Source organism: Nonomuraea roseola (assembly GCF_039535395.1).
Lineage (GTDB): Bacteria > Actinomycetota > Actinomycetes > Streptosporangiales > Streptosporangiaceae > Nonomuraea > Nonomuraea roseola.
Window position 1 is genome coordinate 1159421 of sequence record NZ_BAAAXC010000015.1, and the last position, 20034, is coordinate 1179454.

Sequence of the window (20034 nt, forward strand, 5' to 3'; positions counted from 1 at the left end):
GGGGGTGGCTGCATGGGTCCTCCGGGCGACTTCACCGATTTCGTCCTCATCAAGGGCATGGGGTTCGTGCGCTACGGCGTCGTGCTCACCGGTGACCAGCGCGAGGGGGCCGACCTCGCCAAGGAGGCGCTGTCCTGCCTCGAGGGTCCGAGGACCGGCAACGCCGACAGCTTCATCGGCACCACGATGACCCGCCTGTACGTCAGCTCCAGGCGGCGCAGACGTCCGCCGAGCATCCCCGCGTCGGACATCACCGCCCACGGCGGCGACCCCGAGGTGTGGCGGCAGCTCAAGGAGCTGCCCGCGCTCCCCCGCGCGGTGATCATCCTGCGCTCGTACGGCGGGCTGTCCAACGAGGAGATCGCGAAGGTCCTCGACCTGCCCCTGTCCACGGTGCGCGACCAGACCGTCCCCTTTCGCCAGGACGACCTTCTCAGGACCCTCGACGCCGCCGCGGCCACGGCCCAACCCGCCGACCTGCTGTCGGACCTGGCGCGGCTGCGCCGCCGCAGGGGCAGGAGGCGGCTGCGCTCGGCGGCGGTCGCGGGGCTCGCCCTGGTCACGGTCGCAGGGGTGGCCGTGCTGGTCAGGCCCACGATCGCGGCCCCCGCCGCGCCCCGCTCGGCCACCGCGCGCCCCGAGCCCTCCACGGTCGGCCTGGCCAGGGCGGCGCAGGAGGTGTGGCCTGGCGCGGTCTCCATGCTGCCCGCCCGCTCCGCCGACGGGCTGGTCTACCAGCCCGCCGTCGCGATCGACGACCGCCGCGTGGTGCTGCTCGCACAGCGACGGCTCGGCTACGACGACGTACGGCTGGACGTCTACGACGCCGGCACCGGCCGCCTCACCAGGTTCGCCAAGCTACCGGGTGACGACGAGACTCGCAGGTTCGCCACGGACGGGCGGTTCGTCGTGTGGAGCGCGCTGAGCCTGCGCGAGGACGACACGCTGGAGACGCGGTTCTGGAGGGTGCCGGTCAAGGGCGGCAGGCCCAGGCTGGTGACGAAGGCGGCGCAGGGTGACGCGCTGGCTCCCTCGCAGACGCACTTCCAGCTCGGCGGCGGCTACCTGCTGTGGAACACCGACAAGGCGATCTACCGGCTGCCGCTGTCGGGCAGGGGACGAAGGGAGAAGGTACGCGAGGGGCTGAGGCTGCTGGAGTGGCCGTGGGCCGCCGACCCCTCCGCGCGCACGCTGACCGACCTGGAGACCGGTAGGTCGCGCGAGTTCGTCACGGGGGAGCGGGGGCTCGCGCGGTGTTCGCCCGACTGGTGCGTGGAGCGGAACGCGATCTCGGGGCTGATGACGGCCCGCCGTACCGACGGGTCTGGGAGCGTCGAGCTGCCGGGGACGACGACCGAGGGACCGATCCTGAACAGGTTCGTGGTGCTGCGGCTGCGGGCCGGGCTCAAGGTGATCAAGGATCTGCGGGCCGGCACGCTGGCCACCTTCGACCCCGCCGAGCCCGCCCTGGCCACCAGCCTGGGCGACAGGACCGTGCAGGGCACGCTGCTGGCCTGGAGCGACTCCGAGGGCCGCGATCTGTGGATACTCAACCTCAAGGCGGTCAGGTGAAGGCGTTCAGGTGACGCGGTAGACGCGCAGTTGCATGGCCAGGGTGGCGTAGTAGCCGACGAGGGTGGTGAGCTCGAAGAGGGTTCGCTCGTCGAGCGCGGCGTACTCGTCGTCGGTGAGGTCGCCGGATTCGAGCAGCCTACGCGTCGTGCTGAGCACGGCCGCCTCGAAGGGGTCGTCGCTGTGGAGGGTGGCGAGTTCCTCCTCGGTGAGCCCCGCGGCGCGGCCGGCGCTCTCATGGGCCCTGCGTTCGAAGGCGCTGCCCCAGTGGTCGGCGACGGTGAGGATGGCCAGCTCACGGGCGCGCGGCGGCAGGGTGGAGCGGTAGCGGATCGCCGCACCGAGCTCCTGGAGGGCGTCGCCGACGGGCGGGCTGAGCAGCATCGCGGTGAAGGGGCCGACCAGGGCGCCCCGCTCGTCGATCATCGACGCGCCGCGAGGGCCCGAGGTTATCTTCTCGTGCAGTTCGAGAGCCTCGCCGTCCAGCTCGTCTGGAGCCCGCCTGGGCAGTCTCGCCATCCGCCCACCCTAGCCCCGCCCGTCCTGGGCTCGCCGGCGTGTACGCCTTGATCATCGGGCACAGTGCCGCCCGCGGCGTCGCTCGCGAAGAACCCCGCTCCGCTCCTCGGAGACAGGCCGCGGAGCGGAGCGGGACGGGGTCGCGGTCCGACGGGAGCCCTATGCCGTCAGCCACACCGCCGTGTCACTCGGCAACGAGCCGTCCACCAGCGATCCGCTTTGCAGCAGCACCGCCTCGTGCGGCGGCAGCCGTACCGGCTCGGCGCCCAGGTTGACCACGCACGTCAGCCCCGAGTCCCGGGTGAACGCCAACACCTCGGGCCCCAGGTCGAGCCAGGTCAGCGACCCGTCGCCCAATCTGTCCCTGCGCAGGCGGAGGGCGGTGCGATAGAGGGTCAGCATGGAGCCGGGATCACCCGCCTGCGCCTCGACGGTCAGTTCCTTCCACTCCGGCGGCTGCGGCAGCCACGGCTCCCCTGCGCCGGGCCCGAACCCGAACGGCGGGGCGTCGCCCGCCCACGGCAGCGGCACCCTGCACCCGTCGCGCCCGGGCACCGTGTGCCCTGACCTGGTCCACATGGGGTCCTGGCGCAGGTGGTCAGGGAGGTCGTCGACCTCGGGCAGGCCGAGCTCCTCGCCCTGGTAGACGTAGACCCCGCCGGGCAGCGCCATCGCCAGCAGCGCGGCCGCCCTGGCCCTGCGGTGGCCGAGCTCCAGGTCGGAGGGGGCGCCGTCCCTGCGGGCGCCGTGGTCCCACGAGGTGTCGGCTCTGCCATACCTGGTGACCACGCGGGCGACGTCGTGGTTGGACAGCACCCACGTCGGCGGCGCTCCCACGGAGGCATGGGTGGCCAGGGTCAGCGAGATGCTGGCCCGCAGCGCGGCGGGCTCCCACGGGCAGGCGAGGAAGTCGAAGTTGAAGGCGGTGTGCAGCTCGTCGGGGCGCAGGTAGCGGGCGAAGCGCTCCTGGTCGGGCAGCCACACCTCGCCGACGAGGATCCGCTCGTCGTACTCGTCGGCCACCCGCCGCCAGCTTCTGTAGATGTCGTGCACGCCGTCGAGGTCCTCGAACGAGGTCGCCGACTTGACCAGCAGCGCCGCCGAGTCGATGCGGATGCCGTCGGCGCCCCTGTCGAACCAGAAGCGCAGCACGTCGTGGAACTCCTGGTGCACGTCGGGGTTGTCCCAGTTGAAGTCGGGCTGACCTGGGTCGAACAGGTGGAGGTACCACTGGCCGTCCTCGACCTGTGTCCAGGCGGGTCCGCCGAAGATCGAGCGCCAGCCGTTCGGCTCGTCGCGGAACCAGAAGCGGTCGCGCTTGGACCTGTCCTTCAGCGCCTCCTGGAACCAGGCGCTCGCGGTGGAGCTGTGGTTGGGCACGACGTCGATGATGATCTTGATGCCCAGCTCGTGGGCCTCCTCGATGAACGTCTCCGCCTCTTGGAGTGTGCCGAAGACCGGCTCCACGTCACGGTAGTCGGCGACGTCGTAGCCGCCGTCGGCCATCGGCGAGGGATACCAGGGGTTGAGCCAGATCGCGTTGACCCCGAGATCCGAGAGGTACGGCAGGCGCGAGCGCAGCCCGGCCAGGTCACCGACGCCGTCGCCGTTCCCGTCGGCGAAACTACGCAGGTAGACCTGGTAGATCGCGGCTCCCCGCCACCACGTGTCGGACATTGCGCTCCTAACCCTTGAGGCTTCCGGCGGTGAGCCCCGCCATGATGTGCCGTTGGAAGAACAGGAAGATGACGATCGTCGGGATGCTGGCGATCACCAGGGCGGCGGTGAGCGCGTTGGTCGGCATCGTCTGCGACAGCGAGTTGATGGCGACGCTCACGGTCATGCTGTCGGTGTCGGGCAGGACCAGGAGCGGATAGAGGAAGTCCTTCCACACGGCGACCACCGTGAAGATCGACACCACGCCGAGGATGGGCCGCGAGACCGGCAGCACGATCGACCACAGGATGCGCGCGGGCGAGGCCCCGTCCATCTCCGCCGCCTCGATGAGCTCCCTCGGGATGGAGTCGAAGAAGCGCTTGAGCAGGAAGATGTTGAAGCCGTTCGCCGCGGCGGGCAGCCAGATCGCCCACGGGCTGTTGAGCAGGTCGAGGTCGACGATCGTCACGAACAGCGGCAGCATCAGCACCATGGGCGGGATCATCAGGGTCGCGAGCATCATCCCGGTGATCAGCTTGCCGAACATCGGCCGCAGCTTCGACAGCGCGAAGGCGGCCGAGACGTCGACGGCCAGCGTGAACAGCCACGCGCCCACGGCGTAGATCGCGGTGTTCTTCAGCAGCAGGCCGAGGTCGAGCAGGTTCCACGCCTCGATGTAGGCGTCGAAGCTCGGATCCTGAGGGACGAGCGTCGGCGGGATCTGGTCGAGCTCCTCCGGCGCCTTGAGCGCTCCGGTGACCATCCAGTAGAGCGGGAACATGAAGATCGCGGTGAAGGCGACGACCATTCCCACCAGCACGATCCAGTAGATCGTCCTGCCCCTGCGGGTGTTGAGCTGGTGAGGGGAGACCAGGGTGCGGAACCGCGTCTCGATCCTGCGCTGCGCGAGCCTGCGTGGCCTGGTCCTGCGGTGCCGTACGGCGGTGGCGATCATGTGTTCTCCCGCGAGACGCGCAGGTACACGGCGGAGAAGACGATAAGGACGACCATGAGCATGAGGCCCATCGCGCTGCCGCCGCCGAAGTTCCCGAAGTTGAAGGCGTACTGGTACATCAGGTAGGCCACGGTCACGGTGGCGTTCTCCGGTCCGCCGCCGGTGAGCATGAACGGCTCGATGAACACCTGCATGGTCGCGATGATCTGCAGCAGCAGCATCACCAGCAGGATCAGCTTGGTCTGCGGGATCGTGACGTGCCTGATGCGCTTGAACATGCCCGCGCCGTCGAGCTCGGCGGCCTCGTAGAGCTCGCTCGGGATGGTCTGCAGGGCCGCCAGGTAGATGAGCGTGCCGCTGCCGAGGTTCATCCAGGTGGAGACGATGACCAGGGAGATGAGCGCGGTGTCGGTAGAGTCGAGCCAGGCCAGGCCCGGCAGGTGGAAGAAGCCGAGAATCTGGTTGAACAGGCCGGGCCCCGGGTCGTAGAACCACTTGAACAGCAGCACGGAGACGGCCGGCGGGAGCATGACGGGCAGGTAGACCACGAACCGCAGGTACGCCTTGGCGTGCCGCAGCTCGTTGAGGATGATCGCCGCACAGAACGGGATCACGTAGCCGATCAGGAGGGCGAGCCCGGTGAAGGCGGCGGTGTTGATCCAGGCCTGGGCGAAGGCAGGGTCCTCGACCACCGTCTCGAAGTTGTCGAGACCCACCCACGTGGGGGCGTCGACGAAGTTGTTCTCCTGGAGGCTCAGGAGGACTTCCCTGACCATCGGGTACCACGAGAAGACGCCGAAACAGATCAGGGCGGCGAGCAGGAAGCCGTAGGCGGTGAGGTTGCGTCTGGCCTCGCGTCCCCTTCGTGACGGCGGCCTTCTCCCCACGCTTGCTACGTTCAACGGTTACTCCAGTGATTCGGCGACCGGCCGCCGTCCGGAGGGTCGTGTGGGTGACGACCCTCCGGGAGACGATGGTCGGGATCGGGCGGACCGGCGCGGAGGAGGCTAGCTCGCCTTGCTCAGCACGCCGTTGACCTTGGTCTCCGCCTCGGCGAGCAGCTTGTCGATGTCGGCGTCCTGACGGGTCAGCACCGCGGACATCGGGGTGTCGAGGATCTGGAAGATCTGCTGGTTCATGGGCGGCTCGAGCCTGAGCGGGATGTCGGCCGACCCCTCCACGTACGCCGCGAAGTTCTCCGTCGGCAGCGTCGAGTTCGTCTTGCGCAGCTCGAGGAGCTTCTGGCCTGTCGGGCTGTTGCCCCACACGTTGTTGTCAGGCAGGCCGACGGCCCGCCCCGTCGCCTTCTGACGCGCGTAGTCGAACTGGCCCCTGCCGGGCGTGAGCACGTAGTAGTCGAGCCAGAGCAGTCCTGCCTTGATCTGCTCGGGGGTGGCCTTGGGGTTGAACATGTACCCGTCGCCGCCGCCCAGCGTGGCCTTGGCCTCGGGGAAGGCGGCCAGACCGAAGTCCTCGTACTTGGCCTTGCGGTTGTCGTGCAGTTCGGTGATGACGTCGGGCGCGCCGAGGATCATGCCCATCTTGCCCGCGCCCATGAGCCGCATGAGGTCGTCCCACTGGTAGAGCTGCTTGGTGCCCATGCTGTTGTCGGTCCAGCGCATGTCCTTCAGGTTCTGCAGGACCGCCTTGCCCTCGGGGGTGTTGAAGGCCGCCTTCTTGCCGGTCTCGTCGACGACCGCCCCGCCCCTGCCGTAGATGGACTGGGTGAAGTGCCAGCCGCCGGTGTTGCCCGCGCTGTACTCGCCGTAGCCGATGTAGCCGGGGCCGAGCGCGCTGATCTTCTTGGCCGCCTCGCGGATCTCCGCCCAGGTCTTGGGCGGGGTGTTCGGGTCGAGCCCGGCCTGGGTGAAGAGCTTGCGGTTGTAGACCAGACCGACCTTGTAATTTCCGCGTGGAACGCCGTAAATCTTGCCGTCGACCGTGTACGCGGCCATCACGCTGGGGTCGATGTCCTTGAGCGTGGTGATCGTGTCCGCGTAGGCGGTGATATCGGCGGCCTGACCCGCCTTGATCGCGGTCTGCACGTCGCCGAAGTAGCCGTAGAAGACGTCCTCCATCTGGCCACCCGCCAGCTTGGCGTCGTACGTCTTCACGTCATGGCAGGGGAAGCCGTCCTTGCTGTCGATCGTGATGTGCGGGTGCAGCTTCTGGAAGGCGGCGACGTCGTCGTCCCAGTCCTTGCGCTGGAGAGGGTTGGTCTTGGGCGGCTGGCAGCCGACGGAGATCGTGACGGGCGCGGCGGCCTGGGCCGACCCGCCGGCCGCCGTGGCGGCGGGGGCGGGCTGTTCGGCCGTGGAACCGCATGCCGCGACCGACAGGCCGAGGCCGGTGACGATCAGCAGGCCGAGTGCTCTGCGGGAGCTGCTCATCGGTCTGGACCCTTCTGATGGGGATGGGGAGGATCCACACCATAAGCAGCGCCGACACATTTCTGCAATATTTTGACAGCGGATTGAAATATAACGACTAAGTGACGAGCGCCACCGTCGCCTCCCCGCAGGTAGCCGTGCAGGAAAACCCGGACGCCAGAGGTGACCATGTCGGCGATCTCCTCGCCGGCGGGAGCGACGGCCCCCAGCGCATGACAGGCGAAGGGCCATGCGCGCCGCTGGACGGGACAGGCCACGCGTCTCGGAGATTCTGCTCGGGCGATGCCTTTCACCGAGCGCGCGGACACGCGCGCTGGACGACGCCGTGAGGGCGGGGAAGATCCTCTACGTGGGCGGCTCGACGTCCTGGCCGAGTGGCGCGGGTGGACGCCGATCTCTGCGGTGCGGGCGCCCTCCGGCCTCGCAGGTCAGTGTGACAGGTCGGGGTGGCGGGTCAGTGGACGCGGGCGGTGGAGGCCCTGACGACGAGCTCGGGTTCGAAGAGCAGTTCGTCGGCCGGGACCACCGCCTTGTCGATCAGCGCGACCAGCAGGTCCACGGCGGCGCGGCCCATGGCGTCGATGGGCTGGCGGACCGTGGTGAGCGGCGGGTCGGTGCAGGTCATGAGGGCCGAGTCGTCGTACCCGATCACCGACAGGTCGTCGGGGACCTTGAGCCCCGCCCGCCTCGCCGCCCTGATCGTGCCCAGGGCCAGCATGTCGCTGGCGCAGATGACACCGGTCGCGCCCTTGCGCACCAGCCTGGTCGCGGCGGCGTGGCCGCCCTCCAGGGAGAACATCGTGTACTCCACCAGGTCGGCGTCGCCGCCGAGTGACAGGAAGGCCTCGAGCTTGCGGCGGGAGGGCATGTGGTCCTTGGGGCCGAGGACCATGCCGATGCGCTCGTGGCCGAGCGCGCGCAGGTGGCCCACCGCCATCTCGGCCGCGACCGCGTCGTCGGAGGAGACCTGGGGGAAGCCGAGGTGCTCGACGGCGGCGTTCACCAGGACGGTCGGGAGTTTGCGCTCGAGGATGAGCTCGTAGTGATCGTGGGAGGCGTCGGCCTGGGCGTAGAGCCCGCCCGCGAACACGACGCCCGACACCTGCTGCTGCAGCAGCAGATCGACGTAGTCGGCCTCGGAGACGCCCCCGACGGTCCTGGTGCACAGGACGCTGGTGAACCCCTGCTGCGCCAGCGCGCCGCCGACCACCTCGGCGAAGGCCGGGAAGATCGGGTTCTGCAGCTCGGGCAGGACCAGCCCGACCAGGCGGGCGCGATCGCCGCGCAGCTGGGTGGGCCGCTCGTAGCCGAGCACGTCGAGCGCGGTCAGCACGGCCTCGCGAGTGGCCTCGGAGACTCCGGGCTTCCCGTTCAGCACGCGGCTGACCGTGGCCTCGCTCACCCCGACCTTCTTGGCCACCTCGGCAAGTCGTCGCGTCATGCGCAAACTATACGCCGCTCGCCGTAAGTGCTTGCAACCACTTGCGCTCATCCGGCATCGCCGCTTGCGGCGGCGTTTTTCGTTCTGAGCCGCACGCCGAGGGGGCTACCTGCGGCGGTCGCTGCCGGGAGCGCTCCATCGAGGCAATCACGTATTTGCGAAACTGCGTCGAAATATTGCAGGTGATTGTTCGCCATCTTATGGTGCAGCCACTCCCCATCACGAAGGGTCTGCCCATGAGACGTACCCTCGCGTTACTCGCCGCCTTAGCGCTCGCAGTCCTGGGCCACGCGCCACCCGCCTGGTCGGCGGGGCCCAACCTCGCCGCGGGCAAGCAGGTGTCCGCGAGCAGCCACACCGACGTCTACCCCGCGGGCCGCGCCAACGACGGCGACCAGGCCACCTACTGGGAGAGCGCCAACAACGCCTTCCCCCAGTGGATCCAGGTCGACCTCGGCTCGGCCGTCAGCGTCAACGAGGTCGTGCTCAAGCTGCCGTCCAGCTGGCAGAGCCGTACGCAGACGCTGACCGTCCAGGGCAGCACCGACGGATCGACCTTCACCACGCTGTCCGCCTCGGCGGCCCGTACCTTCGCCCCGACCGCGACGATCACCTTCGCGCAGGCCGGCGCCCGCTACGTGCGGGTCACGATCACCGCCAACACCGGCTGGCCCGCGGGGCAGCTGAGCGAGTTCGAGGTCTACGGCCCGGTCACAGGACCCGACACGCAGGCCCCGACCGCCCCCGGCGACCTGACCTACACCGAGCCGTCCGCCGGGCAGATCAGGCTCGCCTGGCAGGCCTCGACCGACAACGTCGGCGTGACCGGCTACGACGTCTACGCCAACAACGCCCTTCGTGGCACGGTCGCCGAAAACACCGTGACCTACACCGACAGCCAGCCTGCAGGCGCCACCGTGTCGTACCACGTCAGAGCGAAGGACGCGGCCGGCAACCGGTCGCCTGACAGCAACACCGTCACCCGGCAGGGCTCCGGAGGCGGCGGCGCCAACCTCGCCCAGGGCAAGCCCGTCACCGCCTCGGGCTCCACCTGGGTCTACACCCCGGGCAACGCCAACGACGGCGACCTCACCACCTACTGGGAGGGCGGCGGCGGCTACCCGAACACGCTGACCGTGCAGCTCGGCTCGAACGCCGACGTCAGCTCGGTCGTGCTGAAGCTCAACCCCGACAGCGCGTGGGGCGCCCGCACCCAGACCCTCCAGGTGCTCGGCAGGGAACAGGGCTCCTCGGCCTTCACCTCGCTGAAGTCCTCGGCCTCCTACGCCTTCAGCCCCTCCAGCGGCAACACGGTCTCGATCCCGGTCAGTGGGAGGGTCGCCGACGTGCGCCTGTCCTTCACCGCCAACACCGGCGCCCCGAACGGGCAGGTGGCCGAGTTCCAGGTCGTCGGAGTCCCCGCGCCCAACCCCGACCTGACGATCACCGGCATGACGGTGTCGCCTGGCGCGCCCGTCGAGAGCGACGCCATCACCCTGTCGGCCACGGTCAGGAACGCCGGCACCCAGGCCTCCACCGCCACGAACGTCACCTTCTACCTCGGCACCACCAAGGTCGGCACCGCCAACGTGGGCGCGCTCGCCGCGGGCGCCTCCGCCACCGTCTCGTCGAACATCGGCACCCGTACGGCCGGAACGTACGCCGTCTCGGCCAAGGTCGACGAGGCCGACTCCGTCGTCGAGCAGAACGAGACCAACAACGCCCACACCCACCCCGCCCAGCTGGTCGTCAAACCCGTCGACAGCGCCGACCTCGTCGCCTCACCCGTCGGCTGGACCCCGGGCAACCCGGCGAGGGGCGACACCGTCACCTTCACCGTCGCGATCAAGAACCAGGGCAACGTGGCCTCGGCCTCCGGCGCGCACGGCATCACGCTGACCGTGGCCAACGAGGCGGGCACCGTGGTGAAGACCCTCACCGGCGCGCACAACGGGGTCGTCAACGCGGGGGCGACCACCGCGCCCGTCACCCTCGGCACCTGGACCGCGGCCGACGGCAAGTACACGGTCAAGACCGTCGTCGCCGACGACGCCAACGAGCTGCCCGTCAAGCGGGCCAACAACACCACGACCCAGCCGCTGTTCGTGGGACGCGGCGCGAGCCTGCCGTACGACATGTACGAGGCGGAGGACGGCGCGCTGGGTGGCGGCGCCCAGCTCGTCGGCCCGAACAGGACCATCGGCGACCTGGCGGGCGAGGCGTCGGGACGCAGGGCGGTCACGCTCGACACGACAGGCGCCTCGGTCGAGTTCACCACCAAGGCGGCGGCCAACACGCTGGTCACGCGCTTCTCCATCCCCGACGGCACCACCTCCACGCTGAACGTCTACGTCGACGGCACCTTCCTCAAGGCGATCAACCTGACCTCCAAGCACGCCTGGCTGTACGGCAAGGAGGACAGCCCGAGCAACTCGCCGGGCGCGGGGGCTCCTCGTCACATCTACGACGAGGCCAACCTCGTGCTCGGCACGACCGTGGCCAAGGGCAGCAGGATCAGACTGCAGAAGGACGCCGCCAACAGCGGCACGTTCGCGATCGACTTCATCAACCTGGAGCTGGCCACCGCCCTGCCCAACCCCGATCCGGCGCGCTACGCCGTACCGGCCGGGTTCACCCACCAGGACGTGCAGAACGCGCTCGACAGGGCGCGCCAGGACGCCAACCTGGTCGGCGTCTACCTGCCCCCGGGCGACTACCCGACGGCTCAGAAGTTCCAGGTGTACGGCAAGGCCGTCAAGGTGGCCGGCGCGGGGCCGTGGTTCACCCGGTTCGTCTCCCCTGTCACGCAGGAGAACACCGACGTCGGCTTCAGGGTGGAGAGTTCGGCGAACGGCTCGTCGTTCGGCGGGTTCGCCTCCTTCGGCAACTACACCACCAGGAACGACGGCCCCGGCAAGGTCTGGGACCTGGCCGGCGTCTCGAACGTGACCATGGACAACATCTGGGTGGAGCACCAGATGTGCATGTTCTGGGGAGCCAACGTCCACAACATCACGATCACGAACTCCCGCATCCGCGACACGTTCGCCGACGGGGTCAACATGACCAACGGCAGCACGAACAACACCGTCAGGAACGTGGAGGCGCGCTCCACCGGCGACGACAGCTTCGCGCTGTTCGCCGCCACCGACTCCAACAACGCCGACCAGACGGGCAACGTCTACGAGAACCTGACCGCGACGCTGACGTGGCGGGCGGCGGGGCTGGCGGTGTACGGCGGTTCGGACAACGTCTTCCGCAACATCTACATCGCCGACATGCTCGTCTACTCCGGGATCACGATCAGCTCGCTCGACTTCGGGTATCCGATGAGGGGCTTCGGCACCACGCCGACCCGGTTCGAGAACATCTCGCTCGTCAGGGCGGGCGGGCACTTCTGGGGCAACCAGACCTTCCCTGCGATCTGGCTGTTCTCCGCCTCGAAGGTGTTCCAGGGGATCAGGATCAGCAACGTGGACATCGTGGACCCGACGTACTCGGGGATCATGTTCCAGACGCAGTACCTCGGCGGCCGGCCGGTGAACCCGATCACCGACACCGTGCTGACGAACGTCTCGATCACGGGAGCGCGGAAGAGCGGTGACGCGTTCGACGCGAAGTCCGGGTTCGGGATCTGGGCCAACGAACTGCCCGAGGACGGGCAGGGACCTGCGGTCGGTTCGGCCACGTTCAACGGGCTGCGGATGAGCGACAACCACACCGACGTGCGCAACACGACGTCCACCTTCACCATCACCGTCAACTAGACCGGGAGGCGCGGGCTCGGTGTGCTCCCGATCCCGCGCCTCTCCCCCCGGGTCTTCCCCAGGCCGGCCGGGCCGCTCGCCGTGACGGTGAACGGATATCGGGGTAAGCAGCGGAGTATGCCCGCCTTCGCGTCCTCCGGTGATCTGGAGGAGAAGCAACAGACCCTGGAGATCGTCGGCGACGGCGTCTACGCGCTCACCGCCGAGGGCGATCCCAACGTCGGCGCGATCGAGGCCGACGACTTCCTCGTCTGCTTCGAGGCCATGGCCACCCCCACCGCCGCGAGGCAGTGGCTGGCCAGGCTGCGAGAGCACACCGACAAGCCGATCCGCTACCTCGTGCTCTCGCACTACCACGCCGTCAGGGTGCTGGGCGCGTCCGCGTTCGGCGCCGACGTGATCGTCTCGCACGCCAACACCAGGGCCCTCATCGAGGAGCGCGGGCAGCAGGACTGGGAGTCGGAGTACGGCAGGATGCCCAGGCTGTTCAAGGACCCCGGCTCGATCCCCGGCCTCACCCTGCCCACGCTCACCTTCACCGACCGCCTCGCCATCGACCTCGGCGGTGGCCGCTTCCTCGAACTGCACCACCTGGGCAGGGGGCACACCGAGGGCGACATCGTGGCGTGGCTGCCCGACGAGCGGATCCTGTTCGCCGGCGACCTGGTCGAGGCGAGAGCCGCCCTCTACACCGGCGACGCCTTCCACCGCGAGTGGTCGACCACCACGCTCGACCGCGTCGCCGCGCTCGGCGCCCGCACGCTGATCGGCGGGCGGGGTGCGGTCACGCGCGAGGTCGGCGCGGCGATCGGGCAGACGCGCGACTTCCTCGAGGTGATGCTGCGCGAGGTCGGCGCGGCGCACGGCCGAGGCGGCACGCTGAAGGAGGCCTTCGACGCCGCCCACGCCGCTCTCGCGCCGCGGTACGGCGGGTGGCCGATCTTCGAGCACTGCCTGCCGTTCAACGTCTCCCGCCTCTGGGACGAACTGGACGGCGTCGAGCGGCCGGTCATCTGGACGGCGGAACGGGACAGGGCGGTATGGGACCTGCTCCAGTCGTGATCGCGGGGGCGGGCCCCGTCGGGCTCGCCACCGCGCTGCTCCTGGCCCGCTGGCGGGTGCCGACCGTGCTGCTGGAGGCGGCGGCGCAGCGCGCCTGCCCCGGCTCGAAGGCGATCTGCTTCCAGCGCGACGTGCTCGACATCCTCGACCGCGTGGGCGTGGCGGGCGCCATGGTGGCCGAAGGGGTCACCTGGACCACGGGCCGCACCTACTTCCGCGAGCACGAGCTCTACTCGGTGACCTTCCCCGAGGCGGAGGTTCCGCCGTGGATCAACATCTCGCAGGCCAGGGTGGAGGAGCTGCTGTGCGCCAGGGTCGCCGCCGAGCCGCTGATCGACCTCAGGCACGGCAGCCCGGTGATCGGCTATCGCGAGGACGCCGAGGGGGTCGACGTCCTCACGCCCGACGGCCCCGTGCGCGGCTCGCACCTGGCCGGGGCGGACGGCCCGCGCAGCGCCGTCAGGAGGCTGGCGGACATCGCCTTCCCCGGCCGCTCGTTCGAGGACCTGTTCCTGATCTGCGACATCAAGGCGTCGCTGCCGTTCCCCAAAGAGCGGCGCTTCTACTTCGACCCGCCGTGGAATCCCGGACGGCAGGTGCTGGTCCACCAGTGCCCCGACTCGGTGTGGCGGATCGACTGGCAGGTGCCTCCTGGCTTCGACCTGGCGACGGCCGACCTCGACGCCATGGTCAGGCGCATCACGGGGAGCCTGCCGTACGAGATCGTCTGGCTGACGGTCTACCGGTTCCACTCGCGGGTGGCCACCTCGCTCGGGCGCGGGCGGGTCTTCCTCGCGGGCGACGCCGCGCACCTGTTCGCCCCCTTCGGGGCGCGCGGCCTGAACTCGGGGCTGCAGGACGCGGAGAACCTCGCCTGGAAGCTGGCCCTGGTACGGCGGGGCGCGCCCGATCGGCTGCTGGACTCCTACGACGCCGAGCGGCGGGCGGCGGCGCTGGTCAACCTGGCGGTGACGGCGAGGACGATGGAGTTCCTCGTGCCGCAGAGCCCGCCGCAGTGGGAGTGGCGGCGCACGGTGCTGGAGCGGGCCGTCGCCGATCCGGGGGCCAGGAGGCTGATCGACTCGGGGAAGCTGGCCGAGCCGTACTGGTATGTCGACTCCCCGCTGACCACCTCCACGGGCCCCGTGCCGGAGGAGCCCGGCGCGGCGCGGCCGCCGGTGCCGGGCGTGATCTGCCCTGACACGCCGGTGCGGGGCGGGCGGTTGAGGCAGCGCTTCGGCGCGGGCTTCGTCGTGCTGGTCGCGCGGCCCGACAGGATCGCGCCCGCGAAGGCCCTGGGGGCCGAGCTGGGGGTGGACGTGCCTGTCGAGGTGCTCGCGGGCTCCGAGCTCGGGCTCGACGCGGCGGTGCTCGGCGAAGGGGCCGGGCCCGACAGCGTCCACCTGGTCAGGCCCGACGGTCACCTGGCCGCGGTCCTGCCCTCGTTCTCGGCCGAGGCGCTCACGGCCGCGCTCCACAGGGCCTTGGGGTGCTGACGTCAGGGCCGTCGGGTGCTGACGTCAGGGCCGTCGGGCGCTGACGTCAGGGCCCTCGGGCGCTGACGTCTCAGCGGCCCGAGCGGCGCAGCAGCACGGCCAGGTCGACGGCGGCGAGAAGCGCGACCGCGTACGCGATGGCCGCCTCCCACCACCAGACCTCCGCGCCCGTGCTCACCGCCCGCACGGTGAAGAAGACCGCGGCGACCAGCGCCACCGGCAGCGCGATGGCGGACAGGATCTTCCTGGCCCGCGTCGGGCTGCGCGCGGTGGCCGGCTCGGTTCCCGCGCGGTCGCGCAGCCACATGCTCGGCCTCCTTTCGGGCGAGGCACCCCAGACGAGGCACCCCAGACGAGGCACCCCAGACGAGGCACCCCAGACGAGGCACCCCAGACGAGGCACCCCAGACGAGGCACCCCAGACGAGGCACCCCAGACGAGGCACCTCAGGCGAGGCACCTCAGGCGAGGCACCTCAGCGCCGTGGCGAGGCGCGGGTCGAGCTCATGCTCGGGCAGGGTCCTGCCGACCGTCGCGTCGACGAACTCGGGGAAGGACATCGACTTGCTCACCCCGTCGGCGTGGACCCAGACCTGTTCGGCCGTCGGCTCCACCTGCGCCTTGGACCCCTGCTCGGCCAGCACGTGCCTGGCCAGCATCAGCCGCCACCAGGTGCGGTCGTCGAGCTCGGCGTCCGAGACGGGCGCGCCCACGTCGTCGGCGTGGGTGGCGTACTCCGAGTCGTAGTGGAAGGTCTGCAGGCCGGCGGGGTAGGGTCCGGCGGAGGTCTGCAGTGTCCCTTCGCGGCCGAGCGCCCTCATCCGCTCACGCGTCCAGCCGTTCTTGGTCCGCCACTCCTCCAGCACCTGCTCGACGGGGAAGGCGCGGCGCTGCCGCACGCACCACTCGTTGAACCCGTCGAACCCCGTGACACCCTCGCCCTCGAGCATGGCGAAGAAGCCCTTCAGGTCGCCGTCGAGGCAGGCGTGGTTGTAGAGCTCCTCGCCCGCCAGGTGCCCCAGCACGTCGCGCACGGACCAGCCGTCGCAGCGCGAGGGCCGGTTCCACCCCTCCTCGTCGAGCGAGGCGAAGTGCCGGTCGAGCCTGGCCGCCTCGGCGTCAAAGAGGTCGAAGGGGTCGAAATCCTCCAACTGCTTCATATGAACCCGTTACCCAGGGTGTCCGCCGTCACTCATCGCCCCGCAGCCCGCGAAGGCGAACGCTGCCGCGAACGCGAGAACGCCGGCCCGCTGGAGAGCGGACCGGCGTTCTCAGTGAGACCCAGTTCTCACAGAGACCCAGTTCTCGGTGAGAACCAGTGGTGGTGCTTAGCGGTGGTAGCGGTAGACGCGCACCCAGTCGCTGCGGCTCTCGGAGCCGTTGGTCTCGTCGTCACCCTCGTACACGGCCTTGAACGTGCCGCTCTTCCAGGCGCGGGTCTTCGCGGAGAACTTGCCGCCCCACCGGCTCTCGGTGCGGGTGACGTACTTCCAGCCGCTGGAGCCGCTGGCGCGGAAGTAGATCTCGACGTCGCCCCCGCGCACGCCCTCCCAGCCGTCCTCGTCCGCCTGGAGGCGACCGGAGAACCAGATGGTGCGCCCCTTCTTCACGGGGTCGGGGCTGGCCTTGAAGCTGGAGATGCGGGTGTCGGCCTTGCCGGCCTGGATCTCGACCTCGAAGTAGGCCTTGTCGCGGTCGGTCTCGCCGTCCTTCTTGGCGGTGGCGGTGGCCCGCCACTTGCCCGCGTCGCCGGAGTTGAACGGCACCGTGAACTTCCAGTGGTCGCCGTCAGGGATGGCGGTGACGTTCTTGGCCGCGAACGTGCGCACATCGCCGACCGGCTCGACCTTGAGCTCGACGTTGGCGCCCTTGGTGACGTCGACGTAGAAGCTCGCGGTGGCCTCGCCGCCCTTGGCGACGACTACCGGGTCAGGGTTGATGTCCTCGATCTGCACGTCCAGAGCGGTGGCCTGCGCGGCCGCTCCGCCGGTGACAAGCAGAGCGCCACCCATGGTGGCGGCGATGAGTCCTGCTGCGATCTTCTTCATGAGGGTGCTGATTCCTCTCCCCGTGTCGATGGGGTCAGGCTCGGGATTGCCCGACCCCCTCTATCACTTAGAGGCACCTTAGCCAGAAAAGGTTGGCTCAAGATGCGGAAAAGTTTTGATCACAAACTCGACATAGGTGTGACCTGGGGTTCTTATGTGAAAAATTGTGACATGAGCGATGTCTATACGTTGGGTGAGCCCCTGGGCGTGGTGGCCAGTGGAAGGGTCCGTCACGACAGCGAGGCCAGGCTCGACGTGGGCGGTGCCGAGCTGACTCTGGCGATCGCCCTGGCCAGGCTCGGCCACCGGGTGAGCTACCTCGGCAAGGTGGGCGCGGACGAGCTCGGCGCCAGGATCGTCACGGTGCTGCGCGGCGAGGGCGTCGACCTGTCCGACCTGCGCGAGGACGAGACGGCGCCCACCGGGCTGCTGCTGAAGGAGTCGAGGGTCGGGCAGAGCCCGCACGTCGTCCACTACCGGCACCGCTCGGCCGGTTCCAGGCTCTCGCCAGGGCACGTGCCGATCGACAGGATCGCCGCCTCCCGCCTCCTGCACGTCACCGGCGTGACGCCCGCGCTCGGCCGCGACCCCCGCGACGCCGTCGAGTCGGCCGTGGGCGCGGCGCTGACGGCAGGCGTCCCTGTGTCGGTTTCGGTCGACTACCGGCCGGAGCTGTGGCCTTCGCTGGCGGAGGCGGAGCAGGTGCTCGGTGACCTGGCGCGCAAGGCGGCTCTGCTCTTCGTCAGGCAGGACGAGCTCGATTTGGTCAAGCCCGCTCTCACCCCCGACAGGGAGGTCGTCGTGACGCGCGGGGAGAAGGGCGCCAGCGTGCGCTCGGCGGGCATGCGCCACGACGCGGCGAGCGTGTCCGTACCGGTGGTCGACCCGACGGGCGCGCAGGAGGCGTTCGTGGCGGGCTACCTCAGCGCCGTGCTCGACGGCCTGACCCCGCAGGAGCGCCTGACCAGAGGCACCCTGCTCGGCGCGGCCGCCGTCACGAGCGCGAGCGACTGGCAGGGCCTGCCCACCCGCGCCGAGCTGTTCAACCGATAGGCAGCCCCGCTTGCCGAGCATATTACCTACACAAAGGTGGGGAATAGGGTCATCGTGTCAATGCCCTGACCTCCTCGACGAGAGTCGCGGCCTCGTCCACCGCTCGGGCCGAGAGGGCGGGCTCGTCGTCGGAGCAGGCCGCGAAGACCGCCCCCACGCGTTCGGCGAACCCCTGCGGCGTGATCTCCAGCCGCCCCGCCGACGCGACCATCCCCTTCTCGTTGATCAGCCACCGCCCCGCCCTGCCGTGCAGCGCGTGGCAGGCCACCCCCACGGCCTTGAACAGGCATCCGGCCGTGTACGCGGGGTCGTCGCCCTTCACTCCGTACCTGGCCAGCTGGACGGAGAACTCCGCCTCCCACAGCCCCTCGGCGAGCGCCCGCCCCAGCCGCTCGGGGTAGGCCTGCGTCTCCTCCCGCAGTTCACCGAGCTCGCCCGTGGGATCCTCCAGCACCCTGCACAGCGCCACCTCCCCCGCGTAGGCGTGGGAGTAGAAGCCGAGCGGATGGCCCGCCTGCGTGGCGACCTCGTAACGGCCCTGCTCGCAGTCCGCCCAGACGCGGCGCACCCTGTCCAGGTCGCGGTAGATCCAGTCGACCCGCTGTCCGCCGATCGTCAGCCAGCCGCCGCCGTTCACCCACGGCCCCCATCCGCCTGGCGCCGTCACCTGCGTTCCTTCGCCGCCCACCTGGGCCGCGAGCTCGCGCAGCGCCTCCACGTCCAGCGAGCCCCTGTAGTAGAGCCCGAGGTCGATGTCGGAGTCCGGCCTGTGCGTCCCTCTGGCCCTGCTGCCGCCGAGCACCACCCCCGCCACTCCGTCGACCGCCGACAACCGTCCTGCCAGTTCCCGCAGCTTCACATCGTCCATGACGGACTATTCGAGCACGGGCTGCCGCCCGCCTGACGCGCGGACGGCCTGGAAGCCGGCGAGCATGACCGCCGTGGAGACCGTGACGAGCAGCAGCCGGTGGTCGACCAGCGTCACCATGGCGGCGCCCGCCGCGACGGACAGCAGCTGCGCGCCGCCGCCCAGCGCGTCGAAGGCGGTCGAGACGCGGCCCACGACCTCGTCGGGGCTGCGGCGCTGCAGCAGCGTGCGGACCGCGACGCTCGAGAGCGTGAGACTGGCCCCTGCCAGCGCCATCGAGGCGACCATCACCGCCTCGGCCGACACCAGCCACATCGCGATCGCCAGGCCGTACAGGACGATGCCCGCGCCGACCATGCGCAGCTCGCCCAGCGTGTCGACCGCGCGGGCCACGACGAAGCCGCCCGCGATGGCGCCCAGGCCCATGGCGGTGGAGGTGACCGCGGTGAACTCGGGCGAGCGCCCCAGGCTCTCGATGACGGCGAAGATGAGCGACTCGGTCAGCCCCGCGGCCAGGAACATCAGCACGAAGGCGCGGGCCGCGGACCTGATCTCGGGCTCGGCCCTGATGTGCCGCAGCCCCGCGGTGACCTCGTCGCGCCACCTGCCGAACGGAGGACGGGGGACGGGAGCCGTCGTGGGCAGCAGCGCGAAGGCGGCCGCGGCGACGGCGAAGGTGAGCATGTCGAAGGCCACGGCCGCCCACAGCCCCGCGCCGGTGTAGATGGCCATGCCCAGCAGCGGCCCGATCAGGCGGGCGCCGTGCCTGGCGGTCTGCAGGGCGTTGTTGGCCTGGGCGAGGAGCTCGCAGGGAAGCATGGTCTTCAACAGGCCGCTCAGGGCGCCGAAGATCGCGGTGTAGGAGCAGCCCATCGCCATGGACACCGGGTACACCAGCCAGAAGGTCTCCTGCCCGCTCACCAGCGCCAGGGGCAGCAGCGCGACGGCGGAGACGACACAGGAGCCGATCAGGAAGCGACGCCGGTCGACCCTGTCGATCACCATGCCGAACAGCGGCGCCAGGCACATCGGCGCGGTGAAGAAGAACAGCGCGAGCCCGGCCGCGCCGTCGGAGCCCGTCAGCTTCTTGGCCAGGATCGAAGGGATCAGCAGCAGGGACGCGTCACCCAGCAGGCTGGCGGCCATGCCCAGGAAGACAGGACGGACGTCTCGCCTGCCGAGGACGGCCCTCATCACAGCGACCCGGC

General features: G+C 70.0%; 16 protein-coding genes. 5 read left to right on the forward strand and 11 right to left on the reverse strand.

Annotation, left to right across the window (positions count from 1 at the left end; genetic code table 11):
* Positions 1-12: 12 nt before the first annotated feature.
* The gene (locus ABFX55_RS28470) at positions 13-1572 is read left to right on the forward strand and encodes a sigma factor-like helix-turn-helix DNA-binding protein (protein ID WP_346125834.1); all 1560 of its coding nucleotides are present in this window, start codon (positions 13-15) and stop codon (positions 1570-1572) included.
* Positions 1573-1578: 6 nt separating this feature from the next.
* On the opposite strand, the gene ABFX55_RS28475 is transcribed toward ABFX55_RS28470, so the two are convergent.
* The 6 genes from ABFX55_RS28475 to ABFX55_RS28500 all read right to left on the reverse strand — a co-directional run bounded on the left by ABFX55_RS28475 (position 1579) and on the right by ABFX55_RS28500 (position 8584).
* On the reverse strand, positions 1579-2091 hold the full coding sequence (locus tag ABFX55_RS28475) for a carboxymuconolactone decarboxylase family protein (protein ID WP_346125835.1): 513 nt from the start codon (positions 2089-2091) through the stop codon (positions 1579-1581).
* 159 nt (positions 2092-2250) lie between these two features.
* On the reverse strand, positions 2251-3768 hold the full coding sequence (locus tag ABFX55_RS28480; RefSeq protein WP_346125836.1) for a glycoside hydrolase family 13 protein: 1518 nt from the start codon (positions 3766-3768) through the stop codon (positions 2251-2253).
* A 7-nt stretch (positions 3769-3775) separates the two neighbouring features.
* A complete protein-coding gene (locus tag ABFX55_RS28485) occupies positions 3776-4702 on the reverse strand; it encodes a carbohydrate ABC transporter permease (RefSeq protein ID WP_346125837.1) in 927 nt (308 codons plus the stop codon).
* Positions 4699-5604, reverse strand: coding sequence for a carbohydrate ABC transporter permease (locus ABFX55_RS28490; protein WP_346125838.1), 906 nt, complete (start codon positions 5602-5604; stop codon positions 4699-4701). The genes ABFX55_RS28485 and ABFX55_RS28490 overlap by 4 nt, the downstream gene beginning before the upstream one ends.
* Positions 5605-5709: 105 nt before the next feature.
* Positions 5710-7092: an ABC transporter substrate-binding protein gene (locus tag ABFX55_RS28495; RefSeq protein ID WP_346125839.1), complete on the reverse strand. Its 1383-nt coding sequence runs from the start codon at positions 7090-7092 to the stop codon at positions 5710-5712.
* A 454-nt stretch (positions 7093-7546) separates the two neighbouring features.
* Entirely contained in the window at positions 7547-8584 is a 1038-nt protein-coding gene (locus tag ABFX55_RS28500; RefSeq protein WP_346125840.1) for a LacI family DNA-binding transcriptional regulator, read from the reverse strand.
* Between the two features lie 185 nt (positions 8585-8769).
* Between ABFX55_RS28500 and ABFX55_RS28505 the strand changes: the two genes are divergently transcribed.
* The 3 genes from ABFX55_RS28505 to ABFX55_RS28515 all read left to right on the forward strand — a co-directional run bounded on the left by ABFX55_RS28505 (position 8770) and on the right by ABFX55_RS28515 (position 14858).
* Positions 8770-12300, forward strand: a complete 3531-nt coding sequence (locus ABFX55_RS28505; RefSeq protein ID WP_346125841.1) for a galactose-binding domain-containing protein — start codon at positions 8770-8772, stop codon at positions 12298-12300.
* Between the two features lie 117 nt (positions 12301-12417).
* The gene (locus tag ABFX55_RS28510) at positions 12418-13362 is read left to right on the forward strand and encodes an MBL fold metallo-hydrolase (RefSeq protein ID WP_346125842.1); all 945 of its coding nucleotides are present in this window, start codon (positions 12418-12420) and stop codon (positions 13360-13362) included.
* Positions 13341-14858, forward strand: coding sequence for an FAD-dependent monooxygenase (locus ABFX55_RS28515; protein WP_346125843.1), 1518 nt, complete (start codon positions 13341-13343; stop codon positions 14856-14858). The genes ABFX55_RS28510 and ABFX55_RS28515 overlap by 22 nt, the downstream gene beginning before the upstream one ends.
* 70 nt (positions 14859-14928) lie before the next feature.
* Here the strand turns inward: ABFX55_RS28515 and ABFX55_RS28520 are convergent, their stop codons facing one another.
* From ABFX55_RS28520 to ABFX55_RS28530, 3 genes are all read right to left on the reverse strand, one after another.
* Positions 14929-15165, reverse strand: a complete 237-nt coding sequence (locus tag ABFX55_RS28520) for a DUF6343 family protein (RefSeq protein ID WP_346125844.1) — start codon at positions 15163-15165, stop codon at positions 14929-14931.
* 153 nt (positions 15166-15318) lie between these two features.
* Entirely contained in the window at positions 15319-16017 is a 699-nt protein-coding gene (locus ABFX55_RS28525; RefSeq protein WP_346125845.1) for a maleylpyruvate isomerase family mycothiol-dependent enzyme, read from the reverse strand.
* A gap of 168 nt (positions 16018-16185) precedes the next feature.
* Positions 16186-16905 carry a hypothetical protein gene (locus ABFX55_RS28530; protein ID WP_183649414.1) on the reverse strand — a complete coding sequence of 240 codons (720 nt, stop codon included), beginning with the start codon at positions 16903-16905 and terminating at the stop codon, positions 16186-16188.
* 171 nt (positions 16906-17076) lie between these two features.
* On the opposite strand from ABFX55_RS28530, the gene ABFX55_RS28535 reads away from it, so the two are divergent.
* Positions 17077-17958: a sugar kinase gene (locus tag ABFX55_RS28535; RefSeq protein WP_346125846.1), complete on the forward strand. Its 882-nt coding sequence runs from the start codon at positions 17077-17079 to the stop codon at positions 17956-17958.
* Positions 17959-18007: 49 nt separating this feature from the next.
* On the opposite strand, the gene ABFX55_RS28540 is transcribed toward ABFX55_RS28535, so the two are convergent.
* Entirely contained in the window at positions 18008-18826 is an 819-nt protein-coding gene (locus ABFX55_RS28540) for a nucleotidyltransferase domain-containing protein (RefSeq protein WP_346125847.1), read from the reverse strand.
* Between the two features lie 6 nt (positions 18827-18832).
* Positions 18833-20020 (reverse strand): MFS transporter, encoded by a 1188-nt coding sequence (locus ABFX55_RS28545; protein WP_346125848.1) that lies wholly within the window; start codon positions 20018-20020, stop codon positions 18833-18835.
* Between the last annotated feature and the right edge of the window lie 14 nt (positions 20021-20034).